At 64.0% G+C, this 17,125-nt stretch carries 17 protein-coding genes; 10 read left to right on the top strand and 7 right to left on the bottom strand.

What is annotated here, in order from left to right; genetic code table 11:
• The first annotated feature begins 1 nt into the window (after position 1).
• The 3 genes from OKC41_RS04350 to OKC41_RS04340 all read left to right on the top strand — a co-directional run bounded on the left by OKC41_RS04350 (position 2) and on the right by OKC41_RS04340 (position 2,859).
• A complete protein-coding gene (locus OKC41_RS04350) occupies positions 2-649 on the top strand; it encodes a tetratricopeptide repeat protein (protein WP_039039561.1) in 648 nt (215 codons plus the stop codon).
• A gap of 81 nt (positions 650-730) precedes the next feature.
• Positions 731-1,423 carry a response regulator gene (locus OKC41_RS04345; protein WP_041212544.1) on the top strand — a complete coding sequence of 231 codons (693 nt, stop codon included), beginning with the start codon at positions 731-733 and terminating at the stop codon, positions 1,421-1,423.
• Positions 1,420-2,859: an ATP-binding protein gene (locus OKC41_RS04340; protein ID WP_039039559.1), complete on the top strand. Its 1,440-nt coding sequence runs from the start codon at positions 1,420-1,422 to the stop codon at positions 2,857-2,859. Before OKC41_RS04345 ends, OKC41_RS04340 begins: the two co-directional genes overlap by 4 nt.
• 67 nt (positions 2,860-2,926) lie before the next feature.
• On the opposite strand, the gene OKC41_RS04335 is transcribed toward OKC41_RS04340, so the two are convergent.
• Positions 2,927-3,406, bottom strand: coding sequence for an ATP-dependent zinc protease (locus OKC41_RS04335; RefSeq protein WP_041201491.1), 480 nt, complete (start codon positions 3,404-3,406; stop codon positions 2,927-2,929).
• A 392-nt stretch (positions 3,407-3,798) separates the two neighbouring features.
• Here OKC41_RS04335 and OKC41_RS04330 point away from each other — a divergent pair, with 392 nt between their 5' ends.
• The 3 genes from OKC41_RS04330 (at position 3,799) to efp (ending at position 6,743) form a co-directional block, all read left to right on the top strand.
• The gene (locus tag OKC41_RS04330) at positions 3,799-4,842 is read left to right on the top strand and encodes a GMP reductase (protein WP_039041089.1); all 1,044 of its coding nucleotides are present in this window, start codon (positions 3,799-3,801) and stop codon (positions 4,840-4,842) included.
• 92 nt (positions 4,843-4,934) lie between these two features.
• On the top strand, positions 4,935-6,131 hold the full coding sequence (gene earP / locus OKC41_RS04325; RefSeq protein WP_270671762.1) for an elongation factor P maturation arginine rhamnosyltransferase EarP: 1,197 nt from the start codon (positions 4,935-4,937) through the stop codon (positions 6,129-6,131).
• Between the two features lie 45 nt (positions 6,132-6,176).
• Positions 6,177-6,743, top strand: coding sequence for an elongation factor P (gene efp / locus OKC41_RS04320; RefSeq protein WP_010673788.1), 567 nt, complete (start codon positions 6,177-6,179; stop codon positions 6,741-6,743).
• A gap of 94 nt (positions 6,744-6,837) precedes the next feature.
• Here efp and OKC41_RS04315 read toward each other — a convergent pair whose 3' ends face one another.
• The 4 genes from OKC41_RS04315 to OKC41_RS04300 are packed head-to-tail and all read right to left on the bottom strand — an operon-like array spanning position 6,838 to position 10,159.
• Positions 6,838-7,509, bottom strand: coding sequence for a methionine ABC transporter permease (locus OKC41_RS04315; RefSeq protein WP_010673787.1), 672 nt, complete (start codon positions 7,507-7,509; stop codon positions 6,838-6,840).
• The gene (locus tag OKC41_RS04310) at positions 7,494-8,288 is read right to left on the bottom strand and encodes a methionine ABC transporter ATP-binding protein (protein ID WP_010673786.1); all 795 of its coding nucleotides are present in this window, start codon (positions 8,286-8,288) and stop codon (positions 7,494-7,496) included. Before OKC41_RS04310 ends, OKC41_RS04315 begins: the two co-directional genes overlap by 16 nt.
• Complete coding sequence (locus OKC41_RS04305) at positions 8,285-9,097, bottom strand: MetQ/NlpA family ABC transporter substrate-binding protein (RefSeq protein ID WP_010673785.1); 813 nt, start codon at positions 9,095-9,097, stop codon at positions 8,285-8,287. The genes OKC41_RS04310 and OKC41_RS04305 overlap by 4 nt, the downstream gene beginning before the upstream one ends.
• Positions 9,098-9,118: 21 nt before the next feature.
• A complete protein-coding gene (locus tag OKC41_RS04300; protein ID WP_039041093.1) occupies positions 9,119-10,159 on the bottom strand; it encodes an isopenicillin N synthase family oxygenase in 1,041 nt (346 codons plus the stop codon).
• 309 nt (positions 10,160-10,468) lie between these two features.
• On the opposite strand from OKC41_RS04300, the gene OKC41_RS04295 reads away from it, so the two are divergent.
• Together OKC41_RS04295 and OKC41_RS04290 are read left to right on the top strand one after the other, a co-directional pair.
• Positions 10,469-11,239 (top strand): DUF3530 family protein, encoded by a 771-nt coding sequence (locus OKC41_RS04295; RefSeq protein ID WP_039041094.1) that lies wholly within the window; start codon positions 10,469-10,471, stop codon positions 11,237-11,239.
• A 121-nt stretch (positions 11,240-11,360) separates the two neighbouring features.
• Complete coding sequence (locus OKC41_RS04290) at positions 11,361-12,317, top strand: D-2-hydroxyacid dehydrogenase (RefSeq protein WP_201894352.1); 957 nt, start codon at positions 11,361-11,363, stop codon at positions 12,315-12,317.
• 87 nt (positions 12,318-12,404) lie between these two features.
• Here the strand turns inward: OKC41_RS04290 and OKC41_RS04285 are convergent, their stop codons facing one another.
• Together OKC41_RS04285 and OKC41_RS04280 are read right to left on the bottom strand one after the other, a co-directional pair.
• Positions 12,405-12,878, bottom strand: a complete 474-nt coding sequence (locus OKC41_RS04285) for a YMGG-like glycine zipper-containing protein (protein WP_039041096.1) — start codon at positions 12,876-12,878, stop codon at positions 12,405-12,407.
• Between the two features lie 241 nt (positions 12,879-13,119).
• A complete protein-coding gene (locus tag OKC41_RS04280; protein WP_201894353.1) occupies positions 13,120-14,664 on the bottom strand; it encodes a sensor domain-containing diguanylate cyclase in 1,545 nt (514 codons plus the stop codon).
• A gap of 291 nt (positions 14,665-14,955) precedes the next feature.
• On the opposite strand from OKC41_RS04280, the gene OKC41_RS04275 reads away from it, so the two are divergent.
• Together OKC41_RS04275 and OKC41_RS04270 are read left to right on the top strand one after the other, a co-directional pair.
• Positions 14,956-15,558 (top strand): nitroreductase family protein, encoded by a 603-nt coding sequence (locus OKC41_RS04275; protein WP_010673779.1) that lies wholly within the window; start codon positions 14,956-14,958, stop codon positions 15,556-15,558.
• Between the two features lie 105 nt (positions 15,559-15,663).
• Positions 15,664-17,124 carry a diguanylate cyclase gene (locus OKC41_RS04270; RefSeq protein WP_270671761.1) on the top strand — a complete coding sequence of 487 codons (1,461 nt, stop codon included), beginning with the start codon at positions 15,664-15,666 and terminating at the stop codon, positions 17,122-17,124.
• Position 17,125 lies beyond the last annotated feature (1 nt).

The following is a 17,125-nucleotide window of genomic DNA, read 5'->3' as shown; positions in this document are numbered from 1 at the left end:
GATGAAGCACACCACTTTCCGTCCCCGATTTGGTCACGGCCCCCTGTTGCTCGCCCTGGGAGGCCTGCTGGCAAGCGGTCTGGCCCAGGCCGCCGATGCCCTGCCCACCATTCAGCAGGAGTGGGCCCACTGCCAGTACCAGCAGACCGGAAAAGCCAAGGAGAGCTGCCTGGAGAGCCTGAGTGCCAAGGCCGATGAGGCGAGCGCCAAGGAGGCATTTCGCACCGATCTGCTGATCTGGTCCGCCATCGTCAAGAGCACCTGGGCGGGGGCCAAGGGCGGCCTCGGCGCCCTTGGTCTGGTGAAGGAGGCCAAGGCCAAGCTCGAGATCGCCATCAAGCAGGATCCCAAGGCGCTGGAAGGCTCGGCCTACACCAGCCTGGGCTCCCTCTACTACCAGGTACCGGGCTGGCCGGTGGGCTTTGGAGACGACGAGAAGGCGGAGAAGCTGCTCAAGCAGGCGCTGGCCATCAATCCCACCGGCATCGACCCCAACTTCTTCTACGGCGACTTCCTGCTGGATCAGGGTGACAAGGCACAGGCGAAGATCTATCTGGACAAGGCCCTGGCCGCCCCGGCGCGCCCTGGCCGCGAGGTGGCGGACGAGGGCCGCAGAATGGAAATTCGCGAGCGTCTCGCCAAGCTGTAAACACAAGCAGCACAGTGCGCTATTTCAACTCTGCCCACCAGCTTGCATACTGGTGGGCAGTGTCGTTTGAGGGAGAGAACAATGCGGATCCTGTTGGTGGAAGATGATGTGATGCTGGGAGACGGCATGGTGGATGCGCTGCGCAGCAGCGGCTACACGGTGGACTGGCTCCAGCAGGGGATGCCGGCCCTCTCGGCGCTCAAGAGCGAGGAGTTTGCCGCCCTCATCCTGGATCTCAACCTGCCGGACATCGACGGCATCAGCCTGCTGCGAAAGTTGCGCCGGGAGGGGCAGACCCTGCCCGTGCTCATCCTGACCGCCCGTGATGCCCTGGACGACCGGGTACTGGGGCTGGATGCAGGCTCCGACGACTACATGGTCAAACCCTTCGCCCTGCAGGAGCTCAACGCCCGGCTGCGCGCCCTGGTGCGGCGCAGCAAGGGGCAGGCCCAGGCGGTGCTGGAGTACGGGGAGCTGCAGCTCTTCCCCGCGTCACAACAGGTCACCTATCGGGGCGAGCCGGTCAAGCTCACCCCCCACGAATACAAGCTGTTGCAGGAGCTCATCACCCAGAGCGGCCGGGTATTGAGCCGGGATCAACTGCAACAGAGCCTCTACGGCTGGGACGAGGGGGCAGAGAGCAACGCGGTGGAGGTGCACATTCACCATCTGCGCAAGAAATTCTTCCCCGAGCTCATCCGCAACATTCGCGGCGTCGGTTACATCGTGCCCCAGCTCGACGTCCAGGGCGCAAGAGGAGCCTCCGCCCCATGAGCCGTGTCCGTTCCATCCGCCGTTTTCTGCTCTCCGGCATCCTGGCCCTGGTCAGCCTCAGCCTCGCCATCAGCGGCCTTATCGGCTACCTGCAGGCCAACCACGAGATGGAAGAGCTGTTTGATGCCCGTCTCGCCCAGTCTGCCCGCATCACCAACCAGTTGCTCAGCCGCTATCTCAAGCAGAGCGGCGAGCTGCCGCGCAACGGCACCGTGTACCAGGAGTGGGTGCAGGCCGTCCCCGAGACGCCCCACATCGAGAAGGGCGGCTTCTTCCAGTTCGGCCAGGACAACGAGTTCACCCCCTATGGCCATGAATTCGAACACAACCTCTACTTCCAGTTGCTGAGCGAGCAGGGCGCCGTGCTGCTGCGCTCGCCCAATGCCCCGGCCCAACCGTTGACCACCCTGGAGCGGGGCTTCAACAGCGAGACCAAGGATCATCACGAGTGGCGCACCTTTACCCTCTACAACGAAGATGAACAGACCTGGCTCATCGTGGCGGAGCGGGATGACGAACGCAGCGAGCTGGCCAGCAAGATGGCCACCCTCACCATGCTGCCCCTCTTCATCACCCTGCCCTTCCTGCTCGGTCTGCTGTGGTGGCTGATCACCCGGGGGCTGTCACCGCTGCACCAGCTGGCGCAAGCCATCGGCGAGCGTCATCCCGCCAACCTGAGCCCACTCAATCTTGCCATCAAGGCCGAGGAGCTGACGCCGCTGGTGGGGGAGATCAACCGGCTGATGCACGCCCTCGCAGACACCCTGGATCGGGAGAAACAGTTCACCAACGAGGCCGCCCACGAGCTGCGCACCCCCCTCGCGGTACTGCGCATCCACAGCGAGAACGCCATGACGGCCGAGGATGATCAGAGCCGGGAGCAGGCCCTGCGCAAGATGCTCTTGGCCCTCGATCGCAGCGATCGGCTGATCCGCCAGTTGCTGACCCAGGCCCGCATCGACAACCAGCAGAGCCCGGCCCTCACCGCCCTCCCCCTGTTCCCCCTGTTGCAGGGCACCCTGGCGACCCTGGCCCCCATCGCCCTGAAAAAGGATCAGCAGCTGTCCCTGGAGGGCGCCGAACAGGTGCAGGTAATGGGACAGGCGATGTTGCTGGAGCTGATGTTCGGCAACCTCATCGACAATGCGCTGCGCTACACCCAGGTGGGCGGCGAGGTCGCCGTGGTGGTGAGCCAGGTGGGCAACCGGATCCGAGTGGATGTGCGGGACAACGGCCCCGGCATCCCCACCGCCGCCCTCTCCCGGTTGTGCGAGCGCTTCTTCCGGGTCAATCCCCAGCAGGGGGATGGCGTGGGCCTTGGCATGGCCATCGTCTCGCGCATCGCCCAGCTTCACGGAGCGGATCTCGACATCCACAACCGGCCCGAAGGGGGGCTCGAAGTGAGCGTGCTGCTGCCCGCCTCGCGCCAGGCATGAGGGGTCAGCCTTTGCGCACGCCATGAAAAACGGGGGCCAGGCCCCCGTTTTTCATGGCTGCACCACCCTAGTCGCAGGTGGGCTGTACCGTGAAGGTCCGGCTCGAATCCACCGGTCCCAGCTCCGCCAGCAGACGGCGCCCCAGCAGCACCGGGTAGATCATCTTGCTGCGATCCCGCAGGGTGAACCACTCCTTGTAGACCTGGTCCCCGACGCAGACGGACATGGTCACCGTCGGGCGCTGCTCCATGCCGCCCGCCCCGCGCACCGTCACGCTGCGCTCCACCGGTCGCTCCACGCTCCGGCGCACCACCTTGTCGGTATTGGCATCGGTCAGCACCAGGTTGAAGCGCACCCAGGGCTTGCCATCCTTCTTGAAATGCTTCAGGTCGCGGGCATCCAGCGACGAAGTGAGGGCACCGGTATCGAGCTTCATCTTGACCGCCACTCCGTAGGGCATCAGCACCCCCTTCTCGATCCAGCCATAGCTGGTCTGGGCCGCCATCGCGCTGCCGCACAGCGCCCACATCATGGCCGCCGCCACCATTCTCTTGCCCATCTTGCTCTCTCGCCTTGTCAGTCTTGCGCCCAGATGTATCACAGCCAACTGCCGGGTCAACCGGATTCTGGCGTGCAGGGGAGCGGGCTCTGGACGCGGTGCCAACAGGCGACAATCCATGCCGGGCACGGCGCGTGAGTGGGGAATGCAGCAGGAAAACGAGGGGAGAACAAGGTGCTGGATGACGCTGGCGGCCATCCTCAGGTTGTGACGCCAAAGGCTACCACAGCGGTGCGTGAATTATCAGTCTTGTTCTGACGGGATTTTTGCCTACACTGCTGTAAACCGGAGGGCCTGAAAACCACCGGTTTTTTTTGCGCCTGCCGAAAAGTTGCCACTGCAAAGTGACCTCTCACACAAGGCTCAATAAGGAATTCGCAATGCGTATCGAAGAAGACTTGAAGCTCGGTTTCAAGGATGTCCTGTTTCGCCCCAAGCGCTCTACTCTCAAGAGCCGTTCCCAAGTCAGCCTGACCCGCCAGTTCACCTTCAAGCACACCCAGACCCAATGGCAGGGCGTGCCCGTCATCGCCGCCAACATGGATACCGTCGGCAGCTTCGCCATGGCGCGTACCCTGGCCAGCTTCGAGATGATGACGGCGGTGCACAAGCACTACAGCCTTGCGCAGTGGCAAACCTTCGTCAATGAGACCGACCCGGCCCTGCTGGGCCATGTGATGGTCTCTACCGGCACCTCGGAGGAGGACTTCACCAAGACACGCCAGATCCTCGCGATGTCCAGCGCCCTGCGCTTCATCTGCGTGGACGTGGCCAACGGCTACTCCCAGCACTTCGTCGAGTTTTTGCGCAAGATCCGCGAGGCCTGCCCGAACCACGTCATCCTGGCGGGCAACGTGGTGACCGGCGAGATGGTGGAGGAGCTCATCCTCTCCGGCGCCGACATCGTCAAGGTGGGCATAGGCCCGGGCTCGGTCTGCACCACCCGGGTCAAGACCGGGGTCGGCTACCCGCAGCTCTCCGCCATCATCGAGTGTGCCGATGCGGCCCACGGCCTGGGTGGCCAGATCGTCGGTGACGGCGGCTGCACCTGCCCGGGGGATGTGGCCAAGGCATTTGGCGGCGGCGCCGACTTCGTGATGCTGGGGGGCATGCTGGCCGCTCACGAAGAGTGCGGCGGTGAAATCGTCGAGGTCGATGGCGAGCCCTTCATGAAGTTCTACGGCATGAGCTCGGCCAGCGCCATGGACAAGCACGCTGGCGGCGTCGCCGAGTATCGCGCCTCCGAAGGCAAAACCGTGCTGCTGCCCTACCGCGGCCCGGTGGAGAACACGGTGCGCGACATCCTGGGCGGGGTGCGATCCACCTGCACCTATGTGGGGGCCAGCCAGTTGAAAGAGCTCACCAAACGCACCACCTTCATCCGGGTGCGCGAGCAGGAGAACAACGTCTACGGCAAGGAGTAAGTCCCTCCTTCGGCCCCGAGCCGACCGTTAGAAGCCAGCCAACCGGTGTGCTACCCTGCGCACCGGTTTTTTTGCATCTGGGATCCCGCGCCATGACAAGCCCTCTCCCCCCCTTCGACTGGGACATCTTCTGCTGCGTCGTCGACAACTTCGGTGACATCGGCGTCACCTGGCGACTCGCCCGCCAGCTCAAACAGGCAGGCGCGCTCCCGGCGCAGAAGAGTGAGGTGCAGGTGCGGCTCTGGGTGGACGATCTGGCTAGCTTCGCCCGCATCTGCCCGGCGCTCGACCCCGCACAGGACGGTCAGTGGGTCGATGGCATCTATGTCCAGCACTGGCACGAGCGCCTCCCCGCCGACATGACCCCGGCCAGGGTGGTCATCGAGGCGTTTGCCTGCGAGCTGCCCGCCCCCTTTATCGAACGCATGGCCGAGCAGACCACGCCCCCCTGCTGGATCAACCTGGAGTACCTCTCGGCCGAGAGCTGGGTCGAGGATTGCCATGGCCTCGCCTCGCCCCAGCAGGTCGGCAGCCGGCGCCTCGACAAGTACTTCTTCTTCCCGGGTTTCACCGCCAGAACCGGCGGCCTCTTGTGCGAGCACGGCCTCATCGTCGAGCGCGAGCGCTGGCAGCAGGATGAAGCGGGACTGACCGCCTACTGGGCCAGCCTCGGCCTGCCACCCCAACGAGAAGACGAACTGCGGGTCAGCCTCTTTACCTACGAGAGCGAGGCGCTCAGGAGCCTGGTCGAGGGCTGGCGCCAGAGCGTCACCCCCGTCACCCTGCTGCTGCCGCTGGGGCGCTCCCTCGACGACGTGCTCATCGGCGCAGGGCTGGCAGAGGCCATTCCCGGTGCCCGGGCCGGAGATCTGCTCCAGGCGGGCAACCTCACCATCAAGCTGCTGCCGATGACCGATCAGAGGGGCTACGATCGCCTGCTGTGGAGCTGCGATCTCAACCTGGTGCGCGGGGAGGACTCCTTCGTGCGGGCCCAGTGGGCGGGGCGCCCCTTCCTCTGGCACATCTACCAGCAGGAAGAGGATGCCCACATGATCAAGCTGGACGGTTTTCTCGACCACTACCTCTCCCCCTTGCCAGCGCCGGCCGGTCAGTGGCTGCGCCGCTTCAACCATGCCCTCAACCGGGGGGAACACACCGGTGAACTCTGGGCACAATGGCCGCAATACGCGGCCATATGGCAGCAACATGGGCGCACCTGGCCACAGAGGCTGCTGGCGGACGGGGATCTCGTCACGAGGTTGGTGAAATTTTTAGAAAGCCGTATATAATCTGGCAGTTTTTATCCGTCCGTTTCACGAACAGGAATTTTTTACATGAAAACCGCACAGGAAATCCGCGCTGGTAACGTAGTCATGATCGGCACCGAGCCGATGGTGGTCCAGAAGGCTGAATTCAACAAATCCGGCCGTAACTCCGCCGTGGTCAAGATGAAGCTGAAGGGTCTGCTGAACGGCAGCGCCACCGAGACCGTCTTCAAGGCCGACGACAAGCTGGAAGTCGTTCAGCTGGAGCGTAAAGAGTGCACCTACTCCTACTACTCCGACCCGCTGTATGTCTTCATGGACACCGAGTACAACCAGTACGACGTCGAGAAAGACAACCTGGGTGATGCCCTGAACTACCTGGTAGACGGCATGGAAGACCTCTGCGAAGTGACTTTCTACAACGAGAAAGCCATCTCCGTAGAACTGCCGACCACCATCGTGCGTGAAGTCGAGTACACCGAGCCGGCCGCCCGTGGCGACACCTCCGGTAAAGTGACCAAGCCTGCCCGCCTGAAGGGCACCTCCTACGAGCTGGCCGTTGCCGCCTTCGTGGAGATCGGTGACAAGATCGAAATCGACACCCGTACCGGTGAATTCAAGCGTCGCGTCAACTAAGTTGACCCCTTGATGTGATTGCAAAAAAAGCGAGCCCAGGCTCGCTTTTTTATTGGCTGGCACCTCACGGCCAGCCTGATGAGAAGCCGTGCCCCTAGCGGCGATGGGCCAGTGCCCGCACCAGCCTGTCCCCCACCCCCTGTACCAGTTGCACCAGCAGCAGCAACATGACCACGGTCCCTGCCATCACCTTGTCATCAAAGCGCTGGTAGCCGTAGCGGATCGCCAGATCCCCGAGCCCGCCGCCACCGACCACCCCCGCCATGGAGGAGAAGCCAATGAGCATCACCACCGTCAGGGTGAGTCCGGCCAGCAGCGCCGGCAAGGCCTCGGGCAGCAGCGCCTTGACGACCACGTGCCAGCCGCTGCCCCCCATGGCGAGCACGGCTTCGACGCGCCCCTTGTCCACCTCATCGAGGGCGCTCTCCACCACCCGGGCAAAGAAGGGGAAGGCCCCCAGGGTGATGGGGACGATGGCGGCGGTGCTGCCCAGTGAGGTGCCGACCACCAGCCGGGTCAGGGGGATCAGGGCGATCAGGAGCACCACGAAGGGGAGCGACCGCCCGATGTTGATACCGATCCCCAGCACCATGTTGAGACGGGGCAAGGGCAGCACGCCCCCGGGACGGGTCACCACCAGCAGCACCCCGGTCGGCAGCCCCAGCAACAGGGTGAACACGGCCGCCACTCCCACCATGTAGAGCGTTTCGAGCGACCCCTGATACATCAGTTCGAGCAAGGCATCGACACTCAGGCGACTCTGCATAAACGCACCTCCTCTGTGACTCCGTGACGCGCCATGAAACGCCGCAGGATCTCGGGATCCGGCAACAGGGCCTGCCGCACGCGGGAGTCGGGGTTGGCCAGCAGGGTGCCCAGAGCGCCGCTTTCCACCAGCTGACCCCGTTCAAGCAATGCCGCGTGATCGCAGATGGCCCTGACCACCTCCAGCTCGTGGGTGATGAGCACTATGGTGATCCCGAGGCGGCGGTTGATGTCGGCAAGCAGCGCCAGCACCGACTCCGTGGTCTCCGGATCCAGGGCACTGGTCGCCTCGTCACAGAGCAAGTGGCGCGGATTGGCGGCCAGGGCGCGGGCGATGCCCACTCGTTGCTTCTGTCCCCCCGACAACTGGGAGGGAAAGGCGCGACGGTGCTCGCCAAGCCCCACCAGTTCCAGCAGCTCGCTGACCCGGGCAGCCCGCTCCCGGCGCGCCACACCGGCGATTTCCAGCGGGACCGCCACATTCTCCTCCACGCTGCGGGCGTGCAGCAGATTGAAGTGCTGGAAAATCATGCCGGTCCCCTGACGGTGGCGGCGCAAGGCCGCTCCCTCCAGGGCCGTGATGTCGCGGCCATCGAACAGGATGCGGCCCCGGCTTGGCCGCTCCAGCAGATTGAGGCAACGAATGAGCGTGCTCTTGCCCGCGCCGCTGCGCCCGAGAATGCCGTAGATGGCCCCATCCGGAATCTCGAGCGACACTCCCTCCAGAGCGGGTTGCCCGTGCCCCGGGTACTGCTTGCCGAGCCCCTCCAGCACTATCATGACTGCCGCCCGGCCACCGGGATCACCGACCCCTTGTAGCTCTTGCGAATGAAGTCGGCGATCGCCCTGGACTCCAGATCCCGCGCCAACTGGCGGATCCGCGGATCATCCTTGAGCGCCGGGGTGGTCACCAGGATGTTGGCGTAGGGATTGTTCTGGGCGCTCTCCAGCCCCAGGGCATCGCGAGCAGGCTCCAGCCCCGCCTCCAGGGCATAGTTGCCATTGATCACCGCCAGATCCACGTCGTCGAGGGAGCGCGGCAGCTGCGGCGCCTCGATCTCCAGGATCTTGAGCGCCTTGGGGTTGGTGGCGATGTCGTGCACCGTCGCCAGATCCCGCGCCGGATCTTCATGGCCGGCCTTGAGGGTGATCAGCCCCTCGTGCTGCAACAGATAGAGGGCCCGGCTCAGGTTGGTGACATTGTTGGGCAGGGCGATCACCGCCTTTTCCGGTACCTCCCTCAGGTGTTTGAACTTCTTCGAATAGATGCCAAGAGGCTCCACGTGTACGGTCGCGGCCACCACCAGCTCGGTGCCGAGCGCCTTCTCCTGATCCCGCAGGTAAGGGACGTGCTGGAAATAGTTGGCATCCACATCACCCGCCACCAGCAGGGCATTGGCATTGATGCCGCCGCTGAGCTCGATCACCTGCAGATCCAGCGAAGGGTCCTGGCGTTTCACCTCGCCGAGGATATCCGCATGGGGCAGTGGATCCGCGGCAACCCGCAGCGCCTGGGCGGCCTGGGCGGAGAGAGAGAGTCCGAGGGCCAATACCAGGCCGCTCAGGGAAAACAGTCCGTGCTTGTTCATCTTGTGCTCCTTGCAATGCAATCAATGGGTGGTTTCGCCGACCGCCAGCGCCCGGGGCGCCGGCAACAGATCGGCATGGTGGCGCAATGCCACATCAGGGTGAGAACGCAGCCGCCCCTTGAGGTAGTTCCAGCCCACCTCCCGCAGCAGCGGATTGTGCGGGTCGGTGGCAGGCCCCCTGGCTTCACGGGCCAGTGCCTCGGGCAGCGGATAGACGGGCACCACGGCGTCGAGCTGGGCCCCCAGGAAGAAGGCGATGGAGAGACGCTCCTGCCCCGGCGCCGACGGCACCACCCGGTGCACGGTCGCCCGCAGGTAGCCGTTGCTGGCGAGCTCCAGCAGCTCACCGATGTTGACCACGAAGGTGCCGGGGAGCGGGAGCGCGTCGATCCAGTGATCCGGCGCCACCTCCACCTGCAGGCCGGGCTGGTCATCCTGCAGCAGGAAGCTCAGGAAGCCCGAATCCTTGTGGGGACCGACCCCCTGGGTGGCGCCCCGCTCACCGGGATAGCGGATCAGCTTGATATGTTCGTTCGGACGCTCTCCATGCAGGGCATCGAAGGCATCTGGCGACAGTGCGAGCGCCTCGGCAAAAGCCCCGAGCAGGGTACGGGACATGCGGGTCATCTGCCCACGCCAGCGCGTCAGCACGGGTTGCAGTGTCGGCAGCGCCTCCGGCCACTGATTCGGCCCCTGCAACCGCCACCAGGGCGGGTCGCCCGCCGCGCGCGGCAAGGCAGGGCGATCGGCACCGATATCAAACTGCTCTCGCCAGTCGGGTTGACCCCGGGTCAGCTCCGCCCCCGGTCGGTTGTAGCCACGAAAATGGGGAGAGTGGATCATGGCGACCTGCTGCTTGGCCGCCAGAGGCAGCGCAAAGAAGGCCCGCGACAGCTGCTGCACCTCCTGTTGCAGCTCGGGATCGATGCCGTGGCCGGTCAGGTAGAAAAATCCCGTCTCTCTCGCGGCATCGCGCAACGATGCCAGAAAATCGGCCCGAGCGTCGGGCGAGGCATCCAGCTGCCTCAGGTCGAGGATGGGCAAGTGAACCAAGGTGCTCATGGCGATAACGCTCCCTGTCGATGGAAAGTGAGGGTGAACCTCTCGTTCTGACGAGACAGGGGGGAGAATTCTCCGCCTGCGGCCAGTGGCGACATGCCCCGGCCCCCTGTCTGTCTGCCCTTACTGAACCATGTATGGGTCACGGGATGGAACAATCAAAACCGGGAATGCTTTGCCATTTGGAACAATCCCGGGCCCGTGTCCGGCCCGCCGGTCAGACCCTCTTCGCCACCGCCGATGCCGATGTGCCCCCTTGCCCTAAAGAAACCCCCGGCGAGGCCGCTATGAGGGAGTGCTGGAGGATCCCCCATGACATTTCGCCCCTATCTGCTGCTGACCCTGCTTGCTTTTGCCGCCCACGGCGCCGGGCAGGCACCGTCAGGCGCCGCCCCGGATCCAGCCCCCCTGGTTCCCCCCGACTACTGGCAGAGCAGCGACTGGCAGGGAATACCCGACAGCACCAGGGTGGACAAACAACAGGTACTGTTTGCAAAGCACGACAGCGACAACTACGTGGGTCTGGTCATCCTGCTGCCCGACTGGCAGCGCAGCGGCCAGCTGTGGCAACTGACCCGGGAGCTGGGGCGCCTCGGTTTCGATACCCTGCTGCTGCTCCCCTCGCCGCAGCAGACCGAGCTCGACCCCGCCGCCGAGAAGAAACAGCAGGTCATCGACGATTTTCGCAAGCAGTTTGCCTCCCGCATCAGCAAGCTGGGGGATGCCAAGCTGCAGGAGGGGGGCTTCAAGCTGCTGCTGGCCCAGGGTACCAGCGCCGCCTGGGCCGCCAACCTCATCGCCAGCGAGCAGTTGCCCGCCCCCGATGCCCTGGTGCTGCTCGACGGCTTTTTCCCCAACCAGCTGAGCAACCAGACCCTCGCCAAGCAGATAGCCCAGGGCAGCATCCCTACCCTGGATCTCTATCAGGAGGAGGGAGGACGCTGGCCCCTGCTGGCGGCCGAAGCCCGCAGAAGCGAGAGCCGCCGCAGCCACAAGCTCAACTACCGCCCCTATGCCCTGATGGATCTGGAGGAGACGCCGGGCCGCATCCAGGGCTGGCTGACGCACCTGGGCTGGATCTGAGTCCCTCCGAGGCACAGCCACCCGCCTTTTGCCTTCCCCATCGGACTTGGCCCGATGCCACCGCGCTGGTCAGCCGCCCTCCATGTTTGGCATCATGTCCGAACCAATGGCAGGAGGCTTCATGCAGCAAATCGTGTTTCTCGACAGCGACACCCTGGACACCGGCATCAATCTGCGCCGCCCCGATTTTCCCCATCACTGGCAAAGCTACCCGACCACGGTGCCGGATCAGGTGGTGGAGCGGCTCAAGTGCGCCAGCATCGCCATCATCAACAAGGTACGCATCGGGGCCGATGAACTGGCCCAGCTGCCCGAACTGCGCCTGATCGCCCTCGCCGCCACCGGCAGCGACAACCTGGATCTGGAGGCGTGCCGTGCCGCCAATGTCGCCGTGTGCAATATCCGCAACTACTCGGGCCCTTCCGTCCCCGAGCACGCCATGGCCCTGATGCTCGCCCTGTCGCGCAACCTGTTCGCCTGGCGCCAGTCCCTGCTGGAGGGGCGCTGGCAACAAAGCGGCCAGTTCTGCTTCTTCGACCACCCCATCACGGATCTGCATGGCAAGCGCCTCGGGATCATCGGCAAGGGCACCCTGGGACAGGCGCTGGGACAGCGGGCCAGCGCCATCGGGATGGAGGTTTACTATGCTCAGAGCCAGGTCGGCTCCCCGGGGGATGACGACAGGCTGCCCCTGGATGCCCTGCTGCAAAGTTCGGATGTGATCAGCCTGCACTGCCCGCTCACCCCCTACACCCGCCATCTCATCGGGGAGCGGGAGCTGGCCCTGATGAAACCGGGCGCCCTGCTCATCAACGTGGGCCGTGGCGGCCTGGTGGACGAGCAGGCGCTGCTAGAAGCCCTCGGCAACGGCCGTCTGGGGGGCGCCGGTTTCGATGTGGCGAGCGTCGAGCCGCCGCCTCCGGATCACCCCCTGATGCAGGCCCTGCGTTACCCCAATTTCATCCTGACTCCCCACGTGGCCTGGGCCAGCGAAGAGTCGATGCAGCGCCTCGCGGATCAGCTCATCGACAACATCAACGCCTTCTCCCTTGGCAGGCGCCAGCACCGGCTGGTGTAAGAGGCCGCTCGCCGCCCCTTACGGGCCGGCAGCGGGATCAAAAAAAGGGGCCAAAGGCCCCTTTTTGTCGGTCAGCTTGCCGCGGCATCAGTCGTCATGCCATCTGTGCTTGCGGTGCTTTTTGTGTTTCTTGTGGTGCTTGTGATAGCGCCTGTCATCGTAATAGCGATCGCCGCGGCTCTCGTGACCATCCCCGGTCCTGGCTCCGATGGCGGAGCCACCGGCACCACCGATACCGGCGCCGATCAGCTGGCCCGTGCTGCCACCGACGCTCTTGCCGATGGCTGCCCCGCCCAGGGCACCGACGGCGCCGCCGAGCGCAGCTTCGTTCTTGTTGCCCCTATTGGCCGTGGCCGCACCACCGGCCGCGCCCCCCAGGGCTGCCCCCACCAGGGCGCCGGTGTCGCCACCCAGCTCCTTGCCGATCATGGTGCCCGCCACCCCGCCGGCTCCGCCGCCGAGAATGGTATTGAGGGTCTCGGATGCCTGCACCTGTCCTGTGCCCAACAGCAACGCCCCCAGCAGCGCCAGTGCGCTCATGCCAAACGGTTTCATTTTCATGGGGTACTCCTGTCAAACCTGATGATTGATTATTTTTCCCTGCACTATACAAAGCCCCCTGACCTGCGCCACTGCCGCAAGGGGCACCTCACGGCCAGCCCTCCCTGTCTCCGGTTCGCGACACAATGCAAGAAAGCAGGCTAACCACCTGAAACCACATCAAAAAAAAAGGTCACACGAGAAATCATCCCCGTCATGACCCTTTTCTAGGCCCAAAGGCCCTTTTTTGCAGCGATCACCGTCAGACAGATACTGTCACAACCTCCCCGTCAACGGGCGACGACGCCGCCAGATGCCAGCAATCCCGCCCCTGGTGCTTGCTCTCGTACAGGCAGGCATCCGCCCGCTCGAGCAGCGTCAGGGCATCATCCGGATAGCGCGCTCCGCCGGCGCTCAGGGTGATGGCGTCGGCGAATTCCCGCCATTTCAGGGCCTTCACCCGACCGAGCAGGTGGGTCAGGCGGCATTCCACCTCCGCCTGCTCCCAGGGCAGCAAGGCCGCAAATTCATCGCCCCCGATGCGGTAGACCCGCTCATCCCCCAGGGTTCTCGCCATGATGGTGGCCACCCGAAACAGCACCGCATCCCCCACACCGTGTCCCCAGCTGTCGTTGACGCGCTTGAAGTTGTCCACATCGAACAGCACCAGCCAGTAGGGCCTCCCCGCCTGCTCCAGCCCCGCCCGCTGCTGATCGAAGGCTCGCCGGTTCAGGATGCCGGTGAGAGGGTCGTGGAGCAGGGCATCCTGCCCTTGCAGCAGGCTGTTTCGCACCTGTTCTATCTCCCCAAGGCTGCCGTGCACGAACCAGGTTCGCTGACGCCGCTGGATCTCCTTTCGCGCCTCATCCCGGATGAGGCCGCTGAGCGAGCCCTGCACCAGCGCCTGCTCCTGGCGAAAGATCCGCACCAGAAACCACAGGCTGCACAGCCAGATGCAGAGCAATGCCAGGGCGGGCAGCACCACCATCAGCAGGGTGTCTTGCAGGTTTTCATGAAAATGGGAGGGGGGGAGATAGACGTTGAGATCCCACTCCATCCCCTCCAGAGCGTGTTGCAGGTGGCGTCCTTCCCAGAACCCGTCCAGGCCGGCCGCCTGCGTCTCCTGCTCGAGGCGGGGCGGCAACAGCGACAGATTGTGCCCCACCACCAGCTTGCCGCCCTTGCGCTCGGTGATGTAGAGGGCCACCGGATCCTCACCCACCGCCCGGTGCAACGCCCCCTGCAAGGCGCTGAACGACATGTCCACCATCAGCAGCCCAAGCAGTTGCCCCTCATCATCCTTGACCCGCTTGATGAGGGTCAGTACCTCTCCGGCCGAATCGAACTCCGGGTAGGGACCGAACCAGACGAGATCATCACCCTCGCCGGACAGGGTCTGGTACCAGGGCCGCGCCTGTGCCCGGTAGCCCTCCGGTTGCTGCCAGTCGGGATAGCCGTCGAGCCGATGGGTGCGCGCATTGTAGAAATAGAGGAAGTGGGCGTCGTACTTGAACTGATGGGCAATGGGCCAGATGGGATTGATGGCCGATGCCCCGGCAGCGATGGCCTGCTTGTCCAGGGACGCCTCCAGCACGCCAAGCTGGCGGCGGTTGTCCTGCGCCATGTCCTGGAACAGGGTGGCGTCGAGGGCGGCCAGCATGTGACCGTAACCCGCCACCGTCTTGTCGATGCTGCTCAGGTAGCTGGCTGCCGCCAGCAACAGGGTGGCGATCAGCACCAGCCCTCCCAGGAGAAACGACAGCGGAGTCAGTATGTAATAGCGTTCCTTGATCAGCGCCGCCGTCATGCCACCCTTCTATAAAATGTCATATTGGATGAATTTTATAGATTAAAAATCTGCAAAAGATATTGATTGAAGTCATTAACCTCCACTGCTAATGATAAAAAAGATATCAAGGTATCTCGCGGCCATATTCACATCCGTCATGTGAATATCCATAAAAAGTAGAAACAGTCATTACTCGTCGTTGACGGTTTATTGCCCGCAAGGTGTTATAGTCGATGACTCGAGAAATCGGAGCCAGATGACCTTTGTCGGCAACGCTGGCGGTGATGATTCATCAACCAAGGAGATGTTATGAGCAGTCCGTTTATCGAACAGATCAAAGCACGTCGTACCATCTATGCCCTGGGCAACCGGGTGACCCACTCCGAGGCCCAGCTGACCGCCCTCATCAAGGATGCCGTCAAGCACAGCCCCTCTTCGTTCAACTCCCAGAGTTCCCGCGCCGTCATCCTGTTCGGCGAGCAGCACCACAAGCTGTGGGACATCGTCAAGGCGGAGCTCAAGAAGATAGTGCCGCCGGAGGCCTATCCCCAGAGTGAAGCCAAGATCAACGGCAGCTTCCGCGCCGGGGCTGGCACCGTGCTCTTCTTCGAAGACACCGCCGTCATCGAGGATCTTCAGCAGAAATTCGCTCTCTATGCCGACAACTTCCCCATCTGGTCCGAACATGCCACCGGGATCGCCCAGTTCGCGGTCTGGACCACCCTGGCCCAGGAGGGCATCGGCGCCTCCCTGCAACACTACAACCCGCTCATCGACGATGCGGTGCGCAAGGAGTGGGACCTGCCCGCCAGCTGGCTGCTCCGTGCCCAAATGCCTTTTGGCAGCATAGAGCAACCTGCCGGCGACAAGACCTTCATCGACGACGACGTGCGTTTCCGGGTCTTCAAGTAAGCCTTCACGCCCCCTCCACCAGGGGGCGTTTTCTTCTCTCACACGTTCACCCTTGTCACGTGCCAGCCATACTCTGAACAAACGCTCTCTTGTCAGGAGGTCCCCATGGGGGACATCGCACGCCAACGTACCTCATGCACATTGACGCCCTTGTCCGCTCTGTTGTGTGTCGCCGCCCTGGTACTGCTGTTCTCGCTGATCGGCATCTTCACCCGCCCCCCCAACCTGCTGGCGGCCTTCTGGCCTGCCAATGCGGTCATGCTCGGCTGCATGGTGCGCTATCCACGCCTGGCCACACCGGCGGGCTGGGCCGGCGGCATACTGGGCTTTTTTCTCGCCGCCCTCTTCACCGGCGAGCCCCTGTTCAAAACCATCCTGCTGACCTGCGGCAACCTGGCCGGCATCGGCGTCGGGTATCTGCTGATGCATCGGCTCGCGTCTGCCGACAAGCTCCTCAGGCGCCCCACCTCCCTCGTGCTCCTGCTGCGAAACACCCTGGCCGCCTCCCTCGCCGCCGGCGTGGTCGGCGCCATCATCAATCCCATCCTGTCTCTGGGCCCCCCGCTCTACGGGCTGGGCTTCTGGTTTGCCAGCGAGCTGGTGAACTACATGACCATACTGCCGGTGCTCCTGACACTGCCTCCCCATGACAGCGTGCCCCCCTGGCGCACCCTCCTCTACCGCACCGAGTTCTCCTGGGCCGGATTGATGCCGTTGCTGAGTCTGGTGGCCTCCCTGCTGCTCACCCTGCTCATCGAGGGGCCGGGATCCATCGCCTTCCCGGTACCGGCACTGCTCTGGTGCGCAGTCACCTACTCCGTCTTCGCCACCAGCCTGCTGACCCTGGGTTACAGCACCCTGATCCTGATCGCCCTCTCAAACGGCCATCTCGTCATCAATCACGATGTCCAGACCCAGTACTGGATGTTCTCCGTTCGGATAGGGGTCATGTTGATCGCTCTCACCCCCCTGACCGCCGCCAGCATCATGGCGGCCCGCAACAGCCTGCTGCGGGAGATGAAACACCTGGCCCACCACGATCACCTGACCGGTGCGCTGAACCGGGCCGGCTTCTGGTCGGCCGCCAACGAACTGCTCCAGCACCTCACGGTGCAGCGCTACCCTGTGGCGATCTGCATGCTGGACATCGATCATTTCAAACGCATCAATGATCGTCACGGTCACGAAGAGGGGGACAACCAGTTGAGCGGCTTCGCGGCCCGGGTGCGCGACCAGCTTCGACCGGGGGATCTCTTCTGTCGCCTGGGGGGAGAGGAATTCGTGGCCATCTTGCCCGGCCTCAGCGAGGAGCAGGCCATGGCGGTGGCCGAGCGGCTGCGAAAAATCGTCGCGCAGCCAGGGGAAGAAAATGGAGCCGAGCCCGCCGTCTGCATCACGGTCAGCATCGGTATCGCCTCCCAGAGACAGGGCCCCTTCAATCTGGACGAGCTGCTCTCTCGCGCCGATCAGGCGCTCTATCTGGCCAAGCACAATGGCCGCAACCGGGTGGAACGCTACTCGCCTGAGCAGGCTTCCCCCAGCGTAGGGCAATCTTGCGGCACCTGAA

The sequence above is a fragment of the Aeromonas sp. QDB17 genome (assembly GCF_027705305.1).
Classification (GTDB): domain Bacteria; phylum Pseudomonadota; class Gammaproteobacteria; order Enterobacterales; family Aeromonadaceae; genus Aeromonas; species Aeromonas caviae.
Note: the sequence above shows the minus strand (reverse complement) of the source record. Positions and strands in the feature narration are given on the sequence as shown.

Excerpts from the sequence above, each read along its gene's own strand:
- OKC41_RS04350 (WP_039039561.1), top strand. The coding sequence starts at position 2 with ATGAAGCACACCACTTTCCGTCCCCGATTTGGTCACGGCCCCCTGTTG.
- OKC41_RS04345 (WP_041212544.1), top strand. The coding sequence starts at position 731 with ATGCGGATCCTGTTGGTGGAAGATGATGTGATGCTGGGAGACGGCATG.
- OKC41_RS04340 (WP_039039559.1), top strand. The coding sequence starts at position 1,420 with ATGAGCCGTGTCCGTTCCATCCGCCGTTTTCTGCTCTCCGGCATCCTG.
- OKC41_RS04335 (WP_041201491.1), bottom strand. The coding sequence starts at position 3,406 with ATGGTGGCGGCGGCCATGATGTGGGCGCTGTGCGGCAGCGCGATGGCG.
- OKC41_RS04330 (WP_039041089.1), top strand. The coding sequence starts at position 3,799 with ATGCGTATCGAAGAAGACTTGAAGCTCGGTTTCAAGGATGTCCTGTTT.
- earP (WP_270671762.1), top strand. The coding sequence starts at position 4,935 with ATGACAAGCCCTCTCCCCCCCTTCGACTGGGACATCTTCTGCTGCGTC.
- efp (WP_010673788.1), top strand. The coding sequence starts at position 6,177 with ATGAAAACCGCACAGGAAATCCGCGCTGGTAACGTAGTCATGATCGGC.
- OKC41_RS04315 (WP_010673787.1), bottom strand. The coding sequence starts at position 7,509 with ATGCAGAGTCGCCTGAGTGTCGATGCCTTGCTCGAACTGATGTATCAG.
- OKC41_RS04310 (WP_010673786.1), bottom strand. The coding sequence starts at position 8,288 with ATGATAGTGCTGGAGGGGCTCGGCAAGCAGTACCCGGGGCACGGGCAA.
- OKC41_RS04305 (WP_010673785.1), bottom strand. The coding sequence starts at position 9,097 with ATGAACAAGCACGGACTGTTTTCCCTGAGCGGCCTGGTATTGGCCCTC.
- OKC41_RS04300 (WP_039041093.1), bottom strand. The coding sequence starts at position 10,159 with ATGAGCACCTTGGTTCACTTGCCCATCCTCGACCTGAGGCAGCTGGAT.
- OKC41_RS04295 (WP_039041094.1), top strand. The coding sequence starts at position 10,469 with ATGACATTTCGCCCCTATCTGCTGCTGACCCTGCTTGCTTTTGCCGCC.
- OKC41_RS04290 (WP_201894352.1), top strand. The coding sequence starts at position 11,361 with ATGCAGCAAATCGTGTTTCTCGACAGCGACACCCTGGACACCGGCATC.
- OKC41_RS04285 (WP_039041096.1), bottom strand. The coding sequence starts at position 12,878 with ATGAAAATGAAACCGTTTGGCATGAGCGCACTGGCGCTGCTGGGGGCG.
- OKC41_RS04280 (WP_201894353.1), bottom strand. The coding sequence starts at position 14,664 with ATGACGGCGGCGCTGATCAAGGAACGCTATTACATACTGACTCCGCTG.
- OKC41_RS04275 (WP_010673779.1), top strand. The coding sequence starts at position 14,956 with ATGAGCAGTCCGTTTATCGAACAGATCAAAGCACGTCGTACCATCTAT.
- OKC41_RS04270 (WP_270671761.1), top strand. The coding sequence starts at position 15,664 with ATGGGGGACATCGCACGCCAACGTACCTCATGCACATTGACGCCCTTG.